The following is a 16,078-nucleotide window of genomic DNA, read 5'->3' on the forward strand; positions in this document are numbered from 1 at the left end:
GAAAGTTTACGCTTTTGAATAGTGATAGTTAAAAAGAATGCTTTAAATTTCATGAATATATGACCCCTTTAAAATATATTTTTAATACATTTGAGTGTAGTATGAACTTTTAATATCAGTTATTTTATCAGTCAGTTGTTTTAACTGTTGTTTACGATTGATTTCAGTTTCAGATAAAGTATTTTTTTGAAGCACAGTCGTAAAAAAGAAAATATGAAAAGTCATAAATGAATTCCTCCTTTCGAAAAGGAATTACAGGTGATCACAGTAAAGTGCTTGGCGCTCCTTAACATCATTCATAGCTTTTTCAATTTGCTCATTATGAAGAATTTCATCTTTGGAAATTGTATTTCTTTGAATCGTAATACTTAAAAACAATACGCTAATAGTCATTGAATGTTGCTCCTTTCTTAGAAAAATAATGTAAGAGACTAAAAAATCGCGCAAAAAAACCACAGGAAGATACAGTTCTCCTATGGCTGGGCGTGAAAAAGCCACAGGAAAGTATACGACCTCCTGTGGCGAATTTATGAATTAAATGAAATAAAGTACGATTTTCAATTCTCCATTAGGGTGGTCGAATTCATATTTAATTGTCCAGAAAACACAGGTGCAGTTAACGCTAAAGTTAATGCATGTAATTGTAATTTCATCATTTCCTTCGACCTCCTTTTAGAATTTTTTTCTTACGTTAGTAAGTATATACAATTAATGGATAATTGTAAACATAAAAAATGAAAATTTTTAATTTTGATTAAAATGCGTATATTTAAAAGGGATTTGAAAGTAAATATTGTAATTAACGAAATATCGATAAAAATGGGGAATGCTAAATGAAATATATGCATCATAACATGATCGTTATGCTAACAATTTTTTTATTCATTACGGCTTGTTCTAACGGAGAAAGAATAAAAGATATATATGATGTTAGGTCAGATGATTTTAAGAAATATACTGGGACATACGTTGGTAATAATTCAGATGTGGTTGCAATTATTAATCATTTACCCGGTGGTGGAACAGTTCAAAGTATAAGTTTAGAAAATGAAAATATAAAAGTGAACTATGGTGCAAAAGAGAGTGGGGCAAAGCATATATACAGGTCTGGGAAGAAAAAAGGCATATTGATCTTCAAAGTCTATTACATTTAGTTGAGCATACAAGCTATCATTTAGGGCAAGTAGTAGATCGTACAAAATGTATTGAGGGACAACAGTTTAATTTTTGTCAAAATGGTATAAATGAAAAGAATTTGAGAACAAGAGTTGAAACTTCGAATTTTTAGAAAGAGAGACATTCTTAATTGAATGACTCTCTTTTTTTGTAAAAGAAATTTATGGAAAAAAATAATTCTATGTGATATGGTTAATTACATAAGTAATGAACCTATGAACCTAAGGTGGTGAAAATGTGAAGCCGACTCTAGAACAAAATAAATTAATATACATACAAATTGCAGAAACGATTGAATCTGATATTTTAAAAGACATATTGCTTGAAGAAGAACAAGTTCCATCGACAAATCAATTTGCGAAGATGTTACAAATAAATCCGGCTACTGCAGCTAAAGGGGTGAATGTATTAGTGGATGAGGGGATTTTATATAAAAAGAGAGGGATCGGGATGTTTGTTGCAAAAGGAGCAAAAGAAGTTGTACTTAAAAAAAGACAAAATACTTTTATGACTGAATATTTACCTAAAGTGTGGGAAGAAGCGAAAGTACTAGAAATATCAAAAGATGAATTGATGGATATGATTCAAAAGATTACGAAGGAGGGGAAAGAGGAATGATTGCACTTGAAACGAAAGATGTAACGAAAAAATATAAAAAGAAAATAGCTGTAAATGAAGTAACGATTTCATTGGAAGAGCATAAAATATATGGTTTGCTTGGAAGGAACGGAGCAGGGAAAACGACTTTATTAAATTTACTAGCAGGACAAATTACTTCAAGTAGTGGAAGCGTAACTGTATTTGGTGAAAATGTATTTGAAAATAGTAAAGCAATGCAAAATATTTGTTTCGTTAGAGTAAAAGAAGAGTCTCATTTAAGTTATAGAGTAAAAGAAATTTTTAAGATATGTAACATGTTTTATAAAAATTGGGATCAGAAGTTTGCTGAAGAACTGGCGGGTAAATTTCAGCTTAATATAACAGAGAAATACCATAAACTATCTCATGGCATGCAAACAGTTGTAGGAATTATTAAAGGGTTAGCAAGCAGAGAGACAATTACTATTTTTGATGAACCAACTACAGGATTAGACGCAGCACATCGTGAGTTATTTTATAGTTTACTACTAGAAGATTACGGGGAGTATCCCAGAACAATTATATTATCAACACATCTGGTAGAAGAAGTAACCCATGTTATTGAAGAAGTAATTATCATAAAAGAAGGTGCACTTGTTGTTCAATCAACAGTGGAAGATTTATTGCAACAAGGTCATATTATTTCAGGGCAAAAAGGTAAAGTGGAGGAGTTCTTGATTAATAAAAAAGTTATAAATAAAGAAATTTATGGGAATAAAGGTATTGCTGTTATATGGGAAGAGCTTTCTAATGAAGATTGTTACTCTCTTGAAAAAGAAGGTTTAGTAATTGATAGAATTACATTACAAAAACTATTTATTCACATGACTGGTGGTGAAGTGGAATGACGATGTTAATGAAACAATTGAGGTTACATATAAATTTTCATTATAAAGCAATTTTAATATTTTGGATTGTAGCTTTATTAATAAAAGGAGCTTTATATGCTGCTCATTTAAATGAAGCGAAAGTTGGTTATTTACCCGAAATTATCAATAATCCTTCAATTGCAATTATGATTTTTATAGTAGGGAGTGTTTTCATTGTTCAAGATGATTTATTTCGTTTAGCAGTTTCATTTGGTATAACGAGAATACAATATTTTATCGGAGCGATTTGTTATATTGTGTTGCAATCCGCATTGTTTTCATTCCTTCAAATACTGTTTTTACAAGATATAAAATATAACTTAGTAAATGTTAACTTTGGAGAGCAATTAATACAACAGTTTATTTTACAATTTTTATTTTATGTTACGATAGCATGTTTCTTTCAAGTAGTAGTAATTTTTAAGCAAAGATTTCAATGGATTGGTCTCATGATTGGTGGGTCGCTTTTCCTTTCAACAAATAGTGTGCTGTATGGAGAAGTAGGGATAAAAGGATTGTTATTTACAAATGATGTATCTTTAATAGATATCCCTTATTTTATTGTTATTTCAATTGGATTAACAATTCTTTATATCATAACTAGTAGTATATTTATTCGTAAAGTATCATTTGAACGAACAGTTTAAAATAGTGATAGATTATTCTTTTAGGGAGAAGGAAAATATATGGGAGACACGTCCTCACTAATAACCGTCTTTTTATGCATTGCACTACTAATATTTTGGCGTCGTTATCGCTCCATGCATAAGCCAATAAAGGGATCGGGAAAACGTATTTTATGGCCATTACTATTTTTAACACCAGGTATTGTATGGTTTTTAGGTCCCGTACATCTAGCTATATTACAAGTAATTATAGCGGTATTCATTGGTGTACTTTTTGCTGTGCCGCTTATAGTATTAACAAATTATGAACGAAGAGATGATGGGAATATTTATACGAAAAAAAGTGCAGCTTTTTTAATTACTTTTATTGCACTTGTCGTTTTGAGATACGGTTCAAGAAAATATATTGTTGACTTAGATCAGCAAACAATAGGTTTATTATTTTATGTTGTTGCAGTATCGTATATTTTTCCTTGGAGAATTGCCTGTTATATAAAGTTTAGGAAAGTTTGGCTGGAAAATAATAATCATGCTATATGAAAACTTCTTATTTGAGAAGTTTTTTTATTTTTACAGGTAAGCAAAACAAGTTGTTGAAGGGCAGGCTGTCATAGAATATGATACATATTATAATGAGGAAAAGTTGAGGGGATAAAAATGCGTACAATTTTACTTTTTCTAAACAACATGTTCATTAGCGAAATCGAGGACATTAGGCAAAAACATGATCCTTTATTTGGATTAATTCCACCGCATATTACAATTGTATTCCCATTTGAAAGTTCGATTTCAAACGATGAGCTGAAATTACATATTATAAATGTATCAAAACCGATACAGAATATAGAAATTAAATTTAAGAATCAAATTACTAGTGAAAGAGAATATTTGTTTTTACGAGTTGAAAGGGGAAAAGAACAAATAGAGGAACTACATAATATTCTATATACAGGACCTTTATTACAATTTTTGAAAGAAGACATTCCGTACATCCCGCATGTAACAGTCGGAAGAAAAGAAAGTGCCGAATTAGCTGCTGAAGTAGTGAAGGAGATTGCTAGTTTTCATGGGAAGTTAAATTGTGTGATTGATAGAATAAGCGTGGAGCGAATTGGAGAGAACGGGGAATCAATTATTGAATTTGAAGTGCCATTTCTAAAAAGCTGACAAAAGTCAGCTTTTTATTTCGTAGCATGAAGTAATGCACCAATTGCACCGCTATTACCACCATCTTGTAAAAAGATTGGTGTTTTATTTTGATATTCGGTGTAGCTACTAATAATATGTTGAAGTTGTACGTTATTACATAAAGTCGAACCAATATAAATAATATGTTCAATGTTTTTTGTTTCAGCGAATTGAAGGCTTAATGCAGTAACGACTTCACCGACAAGTCCTTGTACAGTAGCTAGTATATCGGAGCTACTATTATTTGATTCTGTAATAGCTGCTTTCCCGAAGTTACTAGCAGTTAAGTTATTATCGATAGGGGAAAGAATACCACCATAAATATCTCCAACCGTAATATCTAGTTCTTTTCTAGAGCCTACTTTTGTTAGAGGGATTACATCTTCAAAATGATCTATATTTGTTAACAATTTTGAAAGTCCCATAATAGTCCCACCGCCAACTCCGGTTCCACCAGCGCGAATATATTGTTCATTATAAACGTAATGGATAGAAGTACCTGTACCGATATTGGTTAAAATAAAATTGTTTATAGTATGTTTTTCTTCTTTTAATATGTATCGGACACCTGCAAGAGTAGCTTCAAATTCGTTTAGCTCTATTATTTTATATGAACCTGTAAGCAGATGCTGTAATAGTTTCGATTTACCACCCGTAATACATATTTGTTTTATGCCATTGTTGCTTTTAACCCAATCTATTATTTTATGTTGTTCATGAGAATAAAATTTTTTAAAAGTTAATAGCTTTTTTTCGTTAAAATAAGCTATTTTCGTTAATGTGCCTCCAGCATCGATACCGATAGTACGTTCCATTTTCCTGCTCCTAACTACGTAATATGTTTTCCTATTTATTTAATTGGTTGAGAATAGATATTTCCAACTGATATAAGGAACACTTTAATCTGCTTGATATATTAATAGTTTTTCTATAGTTACAATAGGCTGGTCGTTTACAGTTGCAATACCTTTACCAAGAACAAAACCTCGGCGATTGCGCGTTAGCTCATAATGTAAATAAAGTTTATCACCGGGATATGCTTTTCCATGGAATTCAACTCCATCTAAAGAGGAGAGGAATCCTAGTCCTTCAGAATCACTTGTATGTACAAATGTACTAAGCTGAGCAAGTGCTTCTACAATTAACATATGAGGCATATGTTTGTGACTATCATTTATAAACCATTCGTTATTTGTAATGAGTTTATATCCTGTAACGAATTCATCTTGTTTTACATTTGTTACTTTATCAATCATTAAAAATGGATAACGATGGGGAAGTGTGTCTTTAATATGCATATGAAAGTACCTCCAATTAATAATACCCCTGCTAAAGTTAAGCAGGGGAGTGGGAACTAATTTTTAACTAATTCATTTACTTTTTCAAGAGCGAAAATGCCGCTATTTCTAATGTTTTCAACAACTTGTTGCAACACTTCTTTATCTTGAACGAGTGCAATACGTACGAAGCCTTCTCCGTGAGGTCCAAATGCATGACCAGGTGTAACAACGACATTCGCACGATCCATTAATGCATAAGCGAAGTCTAGAGAAGTCCATCCTTGTGGAATTTCAGCCCAGACAAACATACTACCGGCTGGCTTATCGACATTCCAACCAAATGTTCGGAATCCATCGACTAAAGTATCTCTCCGTTCTTGATAAATATCGCGGTTTTTCTCACAAAATGCAGCGCCATTTCTTAGTGCTGCAGATGCCGCTTTTTGAATTGGTAAAAATACACCGTAGTCGGTATTGGATTTAAATTGAGTAAGTGCACGAACAATTTCTTCGTTTCCAATCATATATCCAATTCGGCTACCAGCTAAACTATAACTTTTTGACAAAGAATTGATTTCTACGCCAACTTCTTTAGCACCATGTACAGAGAGGAAGCTAATTGGCTTATTACCATCGAAATAAAATTCAGCATAAGCAAAATCATGGACAACGATAATATTATGCTTTTTTGCGAATGCGATTACTTCTTTAAAGAAATCTTCATGGGCCATTGCTGGAACGGGATTCCCTGGGAAGTTTAAAATCATCATCTTCGCTTGATCGGCAATTTCTTCAGGGATGACTCCTAAGTCCGGTAAGAATTCATTCTCTTTCTTTAAAGGCATGTAGTAAGATGTTGCACCAGCCATTTGAATACCTGTTTCATAAGCTGTATATCCTGGATCAGGAACTAATATAATATCACCTGGATTTGCATAAACCATAGGTAAATGAACGAGCCCGTCTTGTGAACCCATTAATAATAAAACTTCTTTATCCGCATTTAATAAAACGTTATGAGTGTTATTGTAATATTCAGTTACAGCTTCGTGAAATTCTTGAATACCTGATAATGTATATCCGTAGCTCTCTTTTTCACTCGCTGTATGTACCATTGCTTCTCTTACAAAATCAGCGGGCGGCATATCAGGATTTCCGATACTTAAATCAATCATGTGATGACCTGCTGCAATTTTTTCTTTTTTATAGGCCCCTAATTCACTAAATATAGAAGATTGGAATGCTTTCATTCTAGTTGCTAACGTGTAAGTCATCAAAACCCCTCCTAAAAACAGTGCTTTCATTCTGCGTTTTTAATTATTCTGAAAACACATGTTTACATTTTATCATTTTTTTATGAAAATTAAAACGATTGACAAATTTAGAGGAAGGATTAGCCTGTTTTGAAAAAGTATCGATGTAAATAGCGTAGACGTGTTAATTGAAATATCTATTATATGATTCATTTTATATAACTTAAGTTATTTTATAGTTTTTATTAAGTATTTGTGGAAGATTTCTAAAGTGAAATAACGCAGAAAATATTTTCTGCGTTTCCTCTGAAATGTAATCATTTCTTTTTATACGTGCATAATTTTTCAGCTGTCAAAAAGTATACATTTAATGTACCGTCGGCAACTTTTAAAGTTTGCTCTGATGTAAATGAATTACCATAATCAATGTGATATACATTAGAATTTTTGACAAATGAGCCTTTATATAAATCGTCTTTATTCTTTGTTGTTTGCATTTCTACTAAATTTTGCACAATTTCCTCTTTATTTTCTTTTTTGACAACTGTTTCAAATTTATAATATACAGGGCATTCACCATTTTTATTGTCAACGACTTCCCAAGAACCGTATATATCGTTATTGCTGCATCCACTAAGTAGGATGATTAGTATAGGAATTGTAAGTAGAACCTTTTTCATTTTGTGCTCCTTTCTTTTAAATTTGAATAAACGTTCGAATACGATAGGGATATTATAATAAATAAAGTTTAAATTTTTTTAAAGAATTATTTAATTTCATATAAAAATTTAGGAGAAATTAAATAAGCATGAATCTAGTGTAAAGTCAGATTCATGCTAGTACTATAGCCTACGTTATGTCTTTTTTAAGGATAAATAAAGAGGAAAGCAGGATCACTATTCCATTTAATATATATACGCTTGCAATCATAAAGGCTAAAGTACCTGCACCAAATTCTGCTTTATCGAATATAGAAGCAAATGTTGTGATAGTCAAAAAGATAATGGGAGTCAGTAGTAAAAATATGAAACCTGCCACGATTCTTTTTTTAAAACTATGTCCAGATAAGGAAATGGCTAAAAAGTTTAGGATGCTAAACAGAGCAATTGCAAAGAGCAGGACAATAAATACTTCGATGCCATCAGACACTTTACCACTCCTTTTATAAAGAGTACTCTTTATAATCTATTCGAAATAAAAGAGGGATACTCCTTTAGGTAATTTCAATAAACGTAATAAATAGGCGTATTATAAAACAAAGAAGTATGGATTCAATATTATATCCATACTTCTTTGTTTATTTTATAAATTCGCAGATTGCGAATGCTGTTTTTCATAATCTTTCTGCTTAGAAAGGGAAATAGAAATAATCAATAATGAAACGACTCCGAAGATGAGAACCATATATTGTAACCCAATTGTATCTAAGAAGAACCCTGTGCCAAGTAAGACGATTTGGAACATAACCCTCTCAAACATATTACGGAATGAGAAGAGGCGACCGTGATAACTTTTTTCAACTTTCGTTTGGAAAATCGTCGACATAATAGGGAAGAAGCAGCCAACACTAAACCCAAACAAACCAAATGATGTAAGGGCCATCCACTTTATATCGCTAAAGAACAATGATAGGTGTGCAAAAGCAGTACAAACTGCGAAGAAATATAGTAATTTTTCAGGTTTGAAATGATCAGATAGACGTTTAATTACGAAGGCACCTAACATAAATGCGACACCTTCAATTGTATATATGAACCCTTTAATCGTAGGATCATGTTGCATTTCGCTAATGTTAATAACCATTAAATTAAACCCCGCTATAAATAATAGAGGGATGATACTTAATATAAGTGCTGTAAAAGCAATAGGAATTCCTTTTAAAATACGAAATACTTCCATAAAGCTATTATCTTTTGCAGCTTGTTTACTTGGTGCTGTTGATTTCTTGTCTTCAAATTGTAGGAAGAAAGTCGAGAGGAATAATAAGGCGTATGCTGCCATTGAGAAGGCATACATGTACTGTAAACTCATCACAACTAAAAGAATTCCACCAAGTGAAGTACCTGCAATACGAGCAATTGTACCAACATTCATATGTACACCGTTCATTTGTAATAACTCATGCTCACGTACGATGAGTGGAATTACAGATTGTAATGCAGGGAAATAAAATGCTGCTGAAATTTGAAGAGCAACCATAAATGCGATCATAAATGCGATACTTTCAAATTGAATAGCGAAAAACATAAAAATAACACTTAAAACTCGACCAAATCCAGCGTAAAGAAGAACTTTTTTCTTTTCATACTGATCGATGACACGGCCAGCCATAGGTCCAACTAGAACACCGGCTAATAGTCCGATAAATAATATAACTGATTTCATGAAATCAGAAGGGACATATTTTTGCATAAATTCAAGGTTGCCAAGAATACCAAGCCATAATCCTAGACCTGCAATAAACTCCCCAATTAAAACAATCCAAACGTTTTTATTACGCCACATAACATAAAACCTCTCCGTCTTTTAAAATGAAAAACTCGTATATAAAACCTCCTTATTTATGTATTATTTTCATACGAACTTTTTTAGAGTCAGAGTCTATATTACGTGTTTCATAATTGGATTTCAATCTTTTTGATTTGTCAAAAATTTGATGTGTTAAGTGCTGAAATAAGTGAATCAAAACGTGAAAAATTTATGATTAAAGCTAATAGAAAGTAAGGATACATATAAAAAAGCAAGAACGTATAACTACGCCTCGCTTTTCTCAAGTACAAAATTAAATATTAGATTCACTTAGCAACATTTTTGCTCTTTTCCAATAGCTAAAGCGCTAAAAGATAGTGGGCCAACAACTTCTGCGCTTGCACCACTAGTAAGGTTTTCTACAGTTAATGAATATTCGTGTGTCCCACTGTCAACGTTTTGATCTATAGCTTGAAATGTTTGTACGTAAAATTGTTCAGAATCTGTTGATTCAATACCTACTTGTGCATTAAAAATTTCAATATTATCACGGAAAATTCGGAATAAAACTTGTGAAGTCCCAGTTATACCTTCTACACCAATTGTAGCGATTAATTCTACTCGATTATTACGTGAATCTCTACTTGAAATTCTCAATTTCAAATTTGCTAAAATCGCTTTATTTGGAGAAGCTGGGATTGCAAAAGTTGTTTCACCAGTTTTACTTATAGGTTGAGTAGCTTGGTAATCAATGATATGAGTCATATTCTTCACCTCCTCATATACTAGAATATGAAAATAGTGAAGAATTAGCTTGGACAAATACTATATTATTTAATAGAGTCAACAACAATTATTGAAAGAAGAAATTCACATAAAAGCATCAAGAATATATCACAATAAGATGATATTTCTCTTAATGCTTTTTGTAATTAAGCAGAATATTCTTCTTTACGTACTTCAAAAAATTCATTACGTCGTAAGTAATTATAAATTTTCTCTGAAACCTTTTCTTCTTCAGACACTAAGAAACGATGATCAAAAGCGTAGAACGATTGACCTTTAATTAATTTTACGTAATACATATTAAACGCCTCCTGACAATTGATTATTACTTGCTTCATATTATGATGGCCTATATGTCTGCTAAAAATACTTGGAGTTTCAAAGGGGGGAAGTAAAGGGATGAAAGAGCTTACAATTCTGTAAGGTTTATGTCACCTTTTTCGATAGTTTACATTCATCAATTTCTTTTATACTACAAATAAGTTACATAAAATAAGGGGGTAAAAAGATGGATGAAGTAATTGGAGAAGTTGTAGCAGGTATTTGTGAATTTGTAGTGGAAGTAACAGCAGATGCTATAGGAAGTTTAGTTTCCGGAAATGATGAGGAAAAAGAAACATTATAATGATTTGGAAAAGTATAAAGTTGATCAAATTGTAAAGGCTGATTTCTATAGGGAAGTCAGCTTTTTTATTTTTTACATTATATTAATTTAATTTGAATATTCATTTGTTATTATATTGAAGGAACCTATATAAGGAGGTGAATAAACAAATATGTCGAATTCGGGGGCTGATTTATCTGTTTCTCGTTTGATTGTGGCAAATGTAGAGGAAAAGGAATATCATTTTATCGTTCGTGAACATCCGATTGTAGGGAAATTTATATCGCTATTTGAAAATGGAAAAGAATACGGTTTACTAGATAAACAAATCGCTAATAAAGATAAATTTATTACATCGGAGCTTACTAAATTAGATTATTTTAACATAGATGTTTTATATCATACACCTGGGTGGATATGGATTGGCATGGATCAATTAGGTTTACATGCTCGTGAGGCTACTTATAACGAAGTAGATGTTATTATGAAGTTGAAAGAGGATTTATATTATATAGACATATACGAAGAAACAAAAATGCAATAAATATTTAGTCAGGTTATGGGACAAGTTCCCGTAGCCTTTTTTGTTTAATAGCAAAACGTAAAATTATGCTATTTTAATGCTAGGTAAATGTGATGAGAAGTGAGATGAAAAGAGGATTTGAAAATACATGAAGAGAATTGTAATAATTATATGAATCGTATATGTAAATAACAATAGAAAGAAGATGATAATATGAGTAAAGAAGAACTTGTGAAAAAACAGTTTGGCAGAAATGCAGATAAGTATGTGAATAGTAAAATACATGCTAAAGGACAGGACTTACAGCATGTAGTTCAACAAGTTGAATCTCGCCATAATAATCGTCTTCTTGATGTTGCTACTGGTGGCGGACATGTTGCGAATATGTTAGCACCTATGTTTGAAGAAGTAGTTGCACTTGATTTAACAGAACAGATGTTAGAAAAAGCAAAAGGTTTTATAAAGCAGAATGGTCATGAAAATGTGTCTTTTGTAGCAGGAAACGCAGAGGATTTACCATTTGTAGACCATTTTTTTGATACAATTACATGCCGGATTGCAGCCCATCATTTTACGAATCCGGCTCAATTTATTTATGAAGTAAATCGTACGTTGGAGGATAATGGATTGTTCATCTTAATAGATAATGTTTCGCCAGAAAATAATGAATATGATACATTTTATAATTTTATAGAAAAAAAGCGGGACCCAAGTCATGAACGAGCTCTAAAAAAGACAGAATGGCTTACTTTATTAGAAAAAAACGGTTTGCAAATGCAGTCATGTCTTACTTTCGATAAGAAGTTTGATTTTGACTGGTGGTGTAATATGATGGATGTCCCTGTACAAAAGCGTGAAAAATTAACAGAATGTATGATGAAAGCACCAAACGAAATGAAAGAATATTTTAATATTCAACTTAAAAATAATAAAGTAGATTCGTTCTATACTGAAATGGCTATGTTTATATGTAAAAAAAGTAAAACAATAAAAAGATAAATGTGTTGCAGTCTTTCTGAAGTACGATATACTAAGTACAGAGAAACTGAGAATTGAGGAATAGTTATAATGATTCGTGTACGCATTGAAGGTACTGAGGAAGAAATGCTTGAATTTATGGGGAAAATGCCGGACATTCCTGGATTTGAAAAGACACATATGAGAGAGCCAAGAAAAGGAAATAACCCGAAATACGATTCAAGTAAAAATGTACTAGCATATTTGTCTTATAAAAAGATTGAAGTCGCCAATAAATAGGCGGCTTTTTTAGTTTGCGCTGTTTCACCGCCTTGTCTTTTTCACATAATAATAATAGTAGATTATGCTGAAGAGAGGTGAGAATAGTTAATAAGAAAATCATCTTTTTTGGAGACTTTGGTATTGATGACGCCGTAGCGTTAATTTATGCAAATAAAACATGTAAATTAGATATTCTAGGTATTGTTGCAGAGTACGGGAATGTATCACGAGATATCGTTACGGAAAATGTTTATTTTTTAGAAAGGTACTATGCTACACAAGTGAAAATTATTGAAGGTGCGAGTAGGCCGATGACAGCTGAAGAACCTTTGTTTTTCCCTGAAATCCATGGGGATCACGGTTTAGGTCCTATTATTCCACCTGAGATGAGAATTTGTAAACGAGAAAATTTTTGTGAATTAATCAAATTAATCGAACCTTGTCCAGAAGATATTATAATTGTGGCGACAGGAAGACTAACGACGCTTGCTACGTTATTTTTATTGTATCCAAATATAATGGATCGTATTTGTTCGTATTATATAATGGGCGGCGCTTTCCTATTTCCAGGTAATGTTACACCAGTATCTGAAGCGAATTTTTATGGTGATCCAATTGCAGCAAATATTGTTATGAAATATGCGAAAAACGCTACTATATACCCGTTAAATGTAACACAGGGTGCGCTTATTACGCCTGAAATGGCCAATATAATAGATAAACAAGGAACTGGACAGGCGAAACTCATTAAACCAATGATTGATTTTTATTATGAGAATTTTTATAAAAAAGAATATCCGGGTATTGGTGGAAGTCCTATACACGATTTACTACCGTTTGTCTCGTTTATAAATGATAGTATTTTCGAATATAAAAAATCGGCAGTGTGGATTAGTACGACAAATGATGTGACTAGGGGCCAAAGTGTAGCTGACTTTAGAAAAATAGCTGAACCAACAAGGTTTGATGATCGGCCGATTCAGAGAATTGCTGTTGGTTTTAACTATCCTGCTTTTAAAGAAGAGTTTATGCAAACAATATTGAAGCCAGATTGTCCTTAATGTGTGTAATAACAAGTCGGATAAATCGTTAGTTCGAAAAATAGTTTATCGGTGTGAATTATTCTCAAAAATCTTATAGTTGAGCAGCATGAATAACTTATGAAAAATGTCACATAACTAATGGTAAGCAATTGTTTCTAATTATATTTTGATTGGTTAAATATAAAGGAGGTTATTATATGATTTGGTCTTTAATCGTTGGTGGTTTATTAGGATGGTTTGCAAGCTTAATTACTGGAAGGGATGTACCAGGTGGTGTAATTGGTAATATTATTGCTGGTATTATCGGTTCTTGGATTGGTACGAAATTACTTGGTAGTTTCGGTCCTGTAATAGGCGGATTTGCAATCATTCCTGCTTTAATTGGTGCGGTTATTTTGATCTTCATTGTGAGTTTTTTACTACGAGCAATGCGGAAATGAATGTAGCAGGACTGTTTACATTTGTAAGCAGTCCTTTTTATATGTTATGCTAGTATTATACAATCAGGAGGTGTCAGCATTGAAATCATTTACAGTAAATTTCCATCAAGAAGATAATGCAAAAGCGACAACAGTACATAAATTAAGTGAAGAGGACTTCAATAAAGCAACTGAAAAAGGTACTCGTCATTTATTTGATTTAGATACAAACGTTGGCTTCTTCGTATTCTTTGATGCAGAAGATGCAGAAGGAAATGATCAATACTTAATGTTACAATATGAAGGAGATCATGAAGAACCAACTGCGTGTTATGGATTTGATTTAAAACTATACTATCAATTTTTAGCACTATACTTAAATGATCTGGAATACCAAGGTGAAACAGATGAGGAAGAAGAAGAATATGGTCCAATTCATCATTTAGCTCACTTACTTTATCATATTGTTGAAGACGGTAAGTCAATCGAAGTGTAATATACATATTTAAAGCTGTCCTTTTGGGGCAGCTTTTTTATATGACATTGAAATGGTGTACTTTGAGCTAAATAAAGTGAAGCTTTAATCAGTGGGGGGGTTCATCCCCACTGATTATTAGCCCTACCAATCGGGCTTTTACGGGCAGCCCTTACCCCCATCTAACTTCTTTGCTTCCACGTGGGGATCTTACTGCCCGGCAAATAGCGGGATAAATTAATAATAGAAATTTATTTATTAAGTAGGATTATTTATTACTTTCATGTTAGCATCGTAAAACAACTGTTATAATGATTATAATTAAATTCATGGAGGCTAATTCTATGCTTGTAGATGTAAAAGCTTTTATTAAAGCTGCAGGTTTAACATGTATTTCATCATTAAGTGGAGATAATACATTTGCTTATAATTTTGAAAATGTAAAAAGCGCTATCGCTACATTTTTTAAGAAACTAAGATTTACCGTTTAATTTCATTTCAACCAGTAGGAAAAGAGTAATCACTTCCTACTGGTTTTTTTCTGTTTCAAGGAGCTGTTGTGACAGCATGTTTTAAGTTATAGATAGAGGATATTATCATTGAGAAGAGAAGGTTTAAATAAGGAGATGAATACAGTGATTAACAATATAATTCCAAGTTTTTTAAAATTATGGGAAAGTGACGATTTAGAATTAGAAGTCCTTAATCGATACTTTACTTCACATTCAGAGATATTTGAAGAATACTTTAAGTATCATTGTCCTAAAACGAAAGAACGTCTTTCAAATGCCATTAAACAATATCCCGCAAAAATAGAAGATATTCGTATTATTGCAGAATCATTACCAATCATTATTCAAGAGGTAACAAATGAATATCGTAATAAATATAACTTTGATGTAAATATGAAATTTCATTTATTCGTTGGAGGATTTGGTTCAAATGCATTTGTAGAAAGGGAAATCATTGGAGACATATTTTTTGCGGCAGAAAAATTATCTCCTGATTTGAATCATCTTCGTGTTATTGCTGCTCACGAAATAGGTCATATATATCAGAATGTTATGCTACAAAATAATGGGATGGATTGGACTAGGGCTGAGTGGACCGATGCGTCGGTAAGTTTGTATCGTGAAGGTGTTGCAACTTATTTATCAAAAAAAATCGTTAAAGATTTAAATGAGTCTGTTTACTATTCATATAATAGTGAGGGTGATCCATGGCTACAATATTATAAAGAAAATGAAGAGAAAATAAAGAAACGTTTTTTACAAGATTATGTTGAAGGATGGACAGATGAAAAAGAGAAAGAATGGTTCCGTTTACCGGGAGGTAGTTATTTCGGATATAACAGACTTGGTTACTTTTTAGGAACAGCTCTTGTAACATATTTTGTACAAGCCTTTGGAGAGAATGAAGCACTGACTTTTTGGAACAAACATAATTTGAAAAGTAGTGTAATGGGTTGGTTATCGAAATGAATAAGATG

At 32.1% G+C, this 16,078-nt stretch carries 24 protein-coding genes and 2 pseudogenes; 15 read left to right on the forward strand and 11 right to left on the reverse strand.

What is annotated here, in order from left to right; genetic code table 11:
• The 3 genes from MR170_RS32650 to MR170_RS00820 all read right to left on the reverse strand — a co-directional run.
• The coding region (locus tag MR170_RS32650; RefSeq protein WP_372476892.1) for a YrzI family small protein at positions 1 to 53 on the reverse strand (53 nt) is incomplete at its 3' end.
• A 28-nt stretch (positions 54 to 81) separates the two neighbouring features.
• A complete protein-coding gene (locus MR170_RS00815; protein ID WP_000142729.1) occupies positions 82 to 225 on the reverse strand; it encodes a YrzI family small protein in 144 nt (47 codons plus the stop codon).
• 27 nt (positions 226 to 252) lie between these two features.
• Positions 253 to 393 carry a YrzI family small protein gene (locus tag MR170_RS00820; RefSeq protein WP_000156193.1) on the reverse strand — a complete coding sequence of 47 codons (141 nt, stop codon included), beginning with the start codon at positions 391 to 393 and terminating at the stop codon, positions 253 to 255.
• 440 nt (positions 394 to 833) lie between these two features.
• Here MR170_RS00820 and MR170_RS00825 point away from each other — a divergent pair.
• The 7 genes and pseudogenes from MR170_RS00825 to MR170_RS00855 all read left to right on the forward strand — a co-directional run.
• Positions 834 to 1,091 (forward strand): annotated as a pseudogene (locus MR170_RS00825) (DUF4825 domain-containing protein); the annotation flags it as partial.
• Positions 1,082 to 1,288 (forward strand): annotated as a pseudogene (locus MR170_RS00830) (hypothetical protein); the annotation flags it as partial. The pseudogenes MR170_RS00825 and MR170_RS00830, both read left to right, overlap by 10 nt.
• Before the next feature lie 125 nt (positions 1,289 to 1,413).
• Complete coding sequence (locus MR170_RS00835; RefSeq protein ID WP_029442599.1) at positions 1,414 to 1,794, forward strand: GntR family transcriptional regulator; 381 nt, start codon at positions 1,414 to 1,416, stop codon at positions 1,792 to 1,794.
• Complete coding sequence (locus tag MR170_RS00840; RefSeq protein WP_242306779.1) at positions 1,791 to 2,663, forward strand: ATP-binding cassette domain-containing protein; 873 nt, start codon at positions 1,791 to 1,793, stop codon at positions 2,661 to 2,663. Before MR170_RS00835 ends, MR170_RS00840 begins: the two co-directional genes overlap by 4 nt.
• Positions 2,660 to 3,331: a DUF4052 domain-containing protein gene (locus MR170_RS00845; RefSeq protein WP_000178200.1), complete on the forward strand. Its 672-nt coding sequence runs from the start codon at positions 2,660 to 2,662 to the stop codon at positions 3,329 to 3,331. Before MR170_RS00840 ends, MR170_RS00845 begins: the two co-directional genes overlap by 4 nt.
• A 39-nt stretch (positions 3,332 to 3,370) precedes the next feature.
• Entirely contained in the window at positions 3,371 to 3,850 is a 480-nt protein-coding gene (locus tag MR170_RS00850; RefSeq protein WP_000502961.1) for a CcdC family protein, read from the forward strand.
• 117 nt (positions 3,851 to 3,967) lie between these two features.
• Entirely contained in the window at positions 3,968 to 4,477 is a 510-nt protein-coding gene (locus tag MR170_RS00855) for a 2'-5' RNA ligase family protein (RefSeq protein ID WP_242306781.1), read from the forward strand.
• A gap of 14 nt (positions 4,478 to 4,491) precedes the next feature.
• Here the strand turns inward: MR170_RS00855 and coaW are convergent, their stop codons facing one another.
• The 8 genes from coaW to MR170_RS00895 form a co-directional block, all read right to left on the reverse strand.
• The gene (gene coaW / locus MR170_RS00860; RefSeq protein ID WP_029442595.1) at positions 4,492 to 5,313 is read right to left on the reverse strand and encodes a type II pantothenate kinase; all 822 of its coding nucleotides are present in this window, start codon (positions 5,311 to 5,313) and stop codon (positions 4,492 to 4,494) included.
• Between the two features lie 84 nt (positions 5,314 to 5,397).
• Entirely contained in the window at positions 5,398 to 5,796 is a 399-nt protein-coding gene (locus tag MR170_RS00865; protein WP_242306783.1) for a 3-hydroxyacyl-ACP dehydratase FabZ family protein, read from the reverse strand.
• A gap of 56 nt (positions 5,797 to 5,852) precedes the next feature.
• Entirely contained in the window at positions 5,853 to 7,052 is a 1,200-nt protein-coding gene (locus tag MR170_RS00870) for an LL-diaminopimelate aminotransferase (RefSeq protein ID WP_242306785.1), read from the reverse strand.
• A gap of 296 nt (positions 7,053 to 7,348) precedes the next feature.
• Entirely contained in the window at positions 7,349 to 7,711 is a 363-nt protein-coding gene (locus MR170_RS00875) for a hypothetical protein (protein WP_000757024.1), read from the reverse strand.
• A 169-nt stretch (positions 7,712 to 7,880) separates the two neighbouring features.
• Entirely contained in the window at positions 7,881 to 8,180 is a 300-nt protein-coding gene (locus tag MR170_RS00880; RefSeq protein ID WP_242306787.1) for a hypothetical protein, read from the reverse strand.
• Between the two features lie 153 nt (positions 8,181 to 8,333).
• Entirely contained in the window at positions 8,334 to 9,536 is a 1,203-nt protein-coding gene (locus tag MR170_RS00885) for an MFS transporter (protein WP_043938026.1), read from the reverse strand.
• A 294-nt stretch (positions 9,537 to 9,830) separates the two neighbouring features.
• Positions 9,831 to 10,265 carry an exosporium protein ExsC gene (exsC, locus tag MR170_RS00890; protein ID WP_098138986.1) on the reverse strand — a complete coding sequence of 145 codons (435 nt, stop codon included), beginning with the start codon at positions 10,263 to 10,265 and terminating at the stop codon, positions 9,831 to 9,833.
• 167 nt (positions 10,266 to 10,432) lie between these two features.
• Positions 10,433 to 10,585, reverse strand: a complete 153-nt coding sequence (locus MR170_RS00895) for a YqbF domain-containing protein (RefSeq protein WP_000291907.1) — start codon at positions 10,583 to 10,585, stop codon at positions 10,433 to 10,435.
• Between the two features lie 477 nt (positions 10,586 to 11,062).
• Between MR170_RS00895 and MR170_RS00900 the strand changes: the two genes are divergently transcribed.
• The 8 genes from MR170_RS00900 to MR170_RS00935 all read left to right on the forward strand — a co-directional run bounded on the left by MR170_RS00900 (position 11,063) and on the right by MR170_RS00935 (position 16,070).
• Positions 11,063 to 11,434 (forward strand): hypothetical protein, encoded by a 372-nt coding sequence (locus tag MR170_RS00900; RefSeq protein ID WP_050843990.1) that lies wholly within the window; start codon positions 11,063 to 11,065, stop codon positions 11,432 to 11,434.
• Between the two features lie 192 nt (positions 11,435 to 11,626).
• Positions 11,627 to 12,412, forward strand: coding sequence for a class I SAM-dependent methyltransferase (locus MR170_RS00905; protein ID WP_016081223.1), 786 nt, complete (start codon positions 11,627 to 11,629; stop codon positions 12,410 to 12,412).
• A gap of 69 nt (positions 12,413 to 12,481) precedes the next feature.
• Positions 12,482 to 12,670 carry a DUF3970 family protein gene (locus MR170_RS00910; protein WP_000621885.1) on the forward strand — a complete coding sequence of 63 codons (189 nt, stop codon included), beginning with the start codon at positions 12,482 to 12,484 and terminating at the stop codon, positions 12,668 to 12,670.
• 77 nt (positions 12,671 to 12,747) lie between these two features.
• Entirely contained in the window at positions 12,748 to 13,713 is a 966-nt protein-coding gene (locus MR170_RS00915) for a nucleoside hydrolase (RefSeq protein ID WP_098138982.1), read from the forward strand.
• Positions 13,714 to 13,892: 179 nt separating this feature from the next.
• Positions 13,893 to 14,135: a GlsB/YeaQ/YmgE family stress response membrane protein gene (locus tag MR170_RS00920; protein WP_000638310.1), complete on the forward strand. Its 243-nt coding sequence runs from the start codon at positions 13,893 to 13,895 to the stop codon at positions 14,133 to 14,135.
• A gap of 79 nt (positions 14,136 to 14,214) precedes the next feature.
• Entirely contained in the window at positions 14,215 to 14,610 is a 396-nt protein-coding gene (locus tag MR170_RS00925; protein ID WP_000834885.1) for a hypothetical protein, read from the forward strand.
• Between the two features lie 323 nt (positions 14,611 to 14,933).
• Positions 14,934 to 15,080 (forward strand): chorismate mutase, encoded by a 147-nt coding sequence (locus MR170_RS00930; protein WP_098138981.1) that lies wholly within the window; start codon positions 14,934 to 14,936, stop codon positions 15,078 to 15,080.
• 135 nt (positions 15,081 to 15,215) lie between these two features.
• A complete protein-coding gene (locus tag MR170_RS00935; protein WP_242306797.1) occupies positions 15,216 to 16,070 on the forward strand; it encodes a DUF5700 domain-containing putative Zn-dependent protease in 855 nt (284 codons plus the stop codon).
• Positions 16,071 to 16,078: the final 8 nt, after the last annotated feature.

Source organism: Bacillus cereus group sp. BfR-BA-01524, from assembly GCF_022662595.1.
In the GTDB taxonomy this organism is placed as follows: domain Bacteria; phylum Bacillota; class Bacilli; order Bacillales; family Bacillaceae_G; genus Bacillus_A; species Bacillus_A thuringiensis_S.

Coding starts and splice junctions, on each gene's coding strand:
- MR170_RS00900 (WP_050843990.1), top strand. CDS start 11,063: ATGTCGAATTCGGGGGCTGATTTATCTGTTTCTCGTTTGATTGTGGCA.
- MR170_RS00905 (WP_016081223.1), top strand. CDS start 11,627: ATGAGTAAAGAAGAACTTGTGAAAAAACAGTTTGGCAGAAATGCAGAT.
- MR170_RS00910 (WP_000621885.1), top strand. CDS start 12,482: ATGATTCGTGTACGCATTGAAGGTACTGAGGAAGAAATGCTTGAATTT.
- MR170_RS00815 (WP_000142729.1), bottom strand. CDS start 225: ATGACTTTTCATATTTTCTTTTTTACGACTGTGCTTCAAAAAAATACT.
- MR170_RS00870 (WP_242306785.1), bottom strand. CDS start 7,052: ATGACTTACACGTTAGCAACTAGAATGAAAGCATTCCAATCTTCTATA.
- MR170_RS00850 (WP_000502961.1), top strand. CDS start 3,371: ATGGGAGACACGTCCTCACTAATAACCGTCTTTTTATGCATTGCACTA.
- MR170_RS00865 (WP_242306783.1), bottom strand. CDS start 5,796: ATGCATATTAAAGACACACTTCCCCATCGTTATCCATTTTTAATGATT.
- MR170_RS00840 (WP_242306779.1), top strand. CDS start 1,791: ATGATTGCACTTGAAACGAAAGATGTAACGAAAAAATATAAAAAGAAA.
- MR170_RS00920 (WP_000638310.1), top strand. CDS start 13,893: ATGATTTGGTCTTTAATCGTTGGTGGTTTATTAGGATGGTTTGCAAGC.
- MR170_RS00935 (WP_242306797.1), top strand. CDS start 15,216: ATGAATACAGTGATTAACAATATAATTCCAAGTTTTTTAAAATTATGG.
- MR170_RS00855 (WP_242306781.1), top strand. CDS start 3,968: ATGCGTACAATTTTACTTTTTCTAAACAACATGTTCATTAGCGAAATC.
- MR170_RS00820 (WP_000156193.1), bottom strand. CDS start 393: ATGACTATTAGCGTATTGTTTTTAAGTATTACGATTCAAAGAAATACA.
- coaW (WP_029442595.1), bottom strand. CDS start 5,313: ATGGAACGTACTATCGGTATCGATGCTGGAGGCACATTAACGAAAATA.
- MR170_RS00845 (WP_000178200.1), top strand. CDS start 2,660: ATGACGATGTTAATGAAACAATTGAGGTTACATATAAATTTTCATTAT.
- MR170_RS00895 (WP_000291907.1), bottom strand. CDS start 10,585: ATGTATTACGTAAAATTAATTAAAGGTCAATCGTTCTACGCTTTTGAT.
- MR170_RS00885 (WP_043938026.1), bottom strand. CDS start 9,536: ATGTGGCGTAATAAAAACGTTTGGATTGTTTTAATTGGGGAGTTTATT.
- exsC (WP_098138986.1), bottom strand. CDS start 10,265: ATGACTCATATCATTGATTACCAAGCTACTCAACCTATAAGTAAAACT.
- MR170_RS00875 (WP_000757024.1), bottom strand. CDS start 7,711: ATGAAAAAGGTTCTACTTACAATTCCTATACTAATCATCCTACTTAGT.
- MR170_RS00930 (WP_098138981.1), top strand. CDS start 14,934: ATGCTTGTAGATGTAAAAGCTTTTATTAAAGCTGCAGGTTTAACATGT.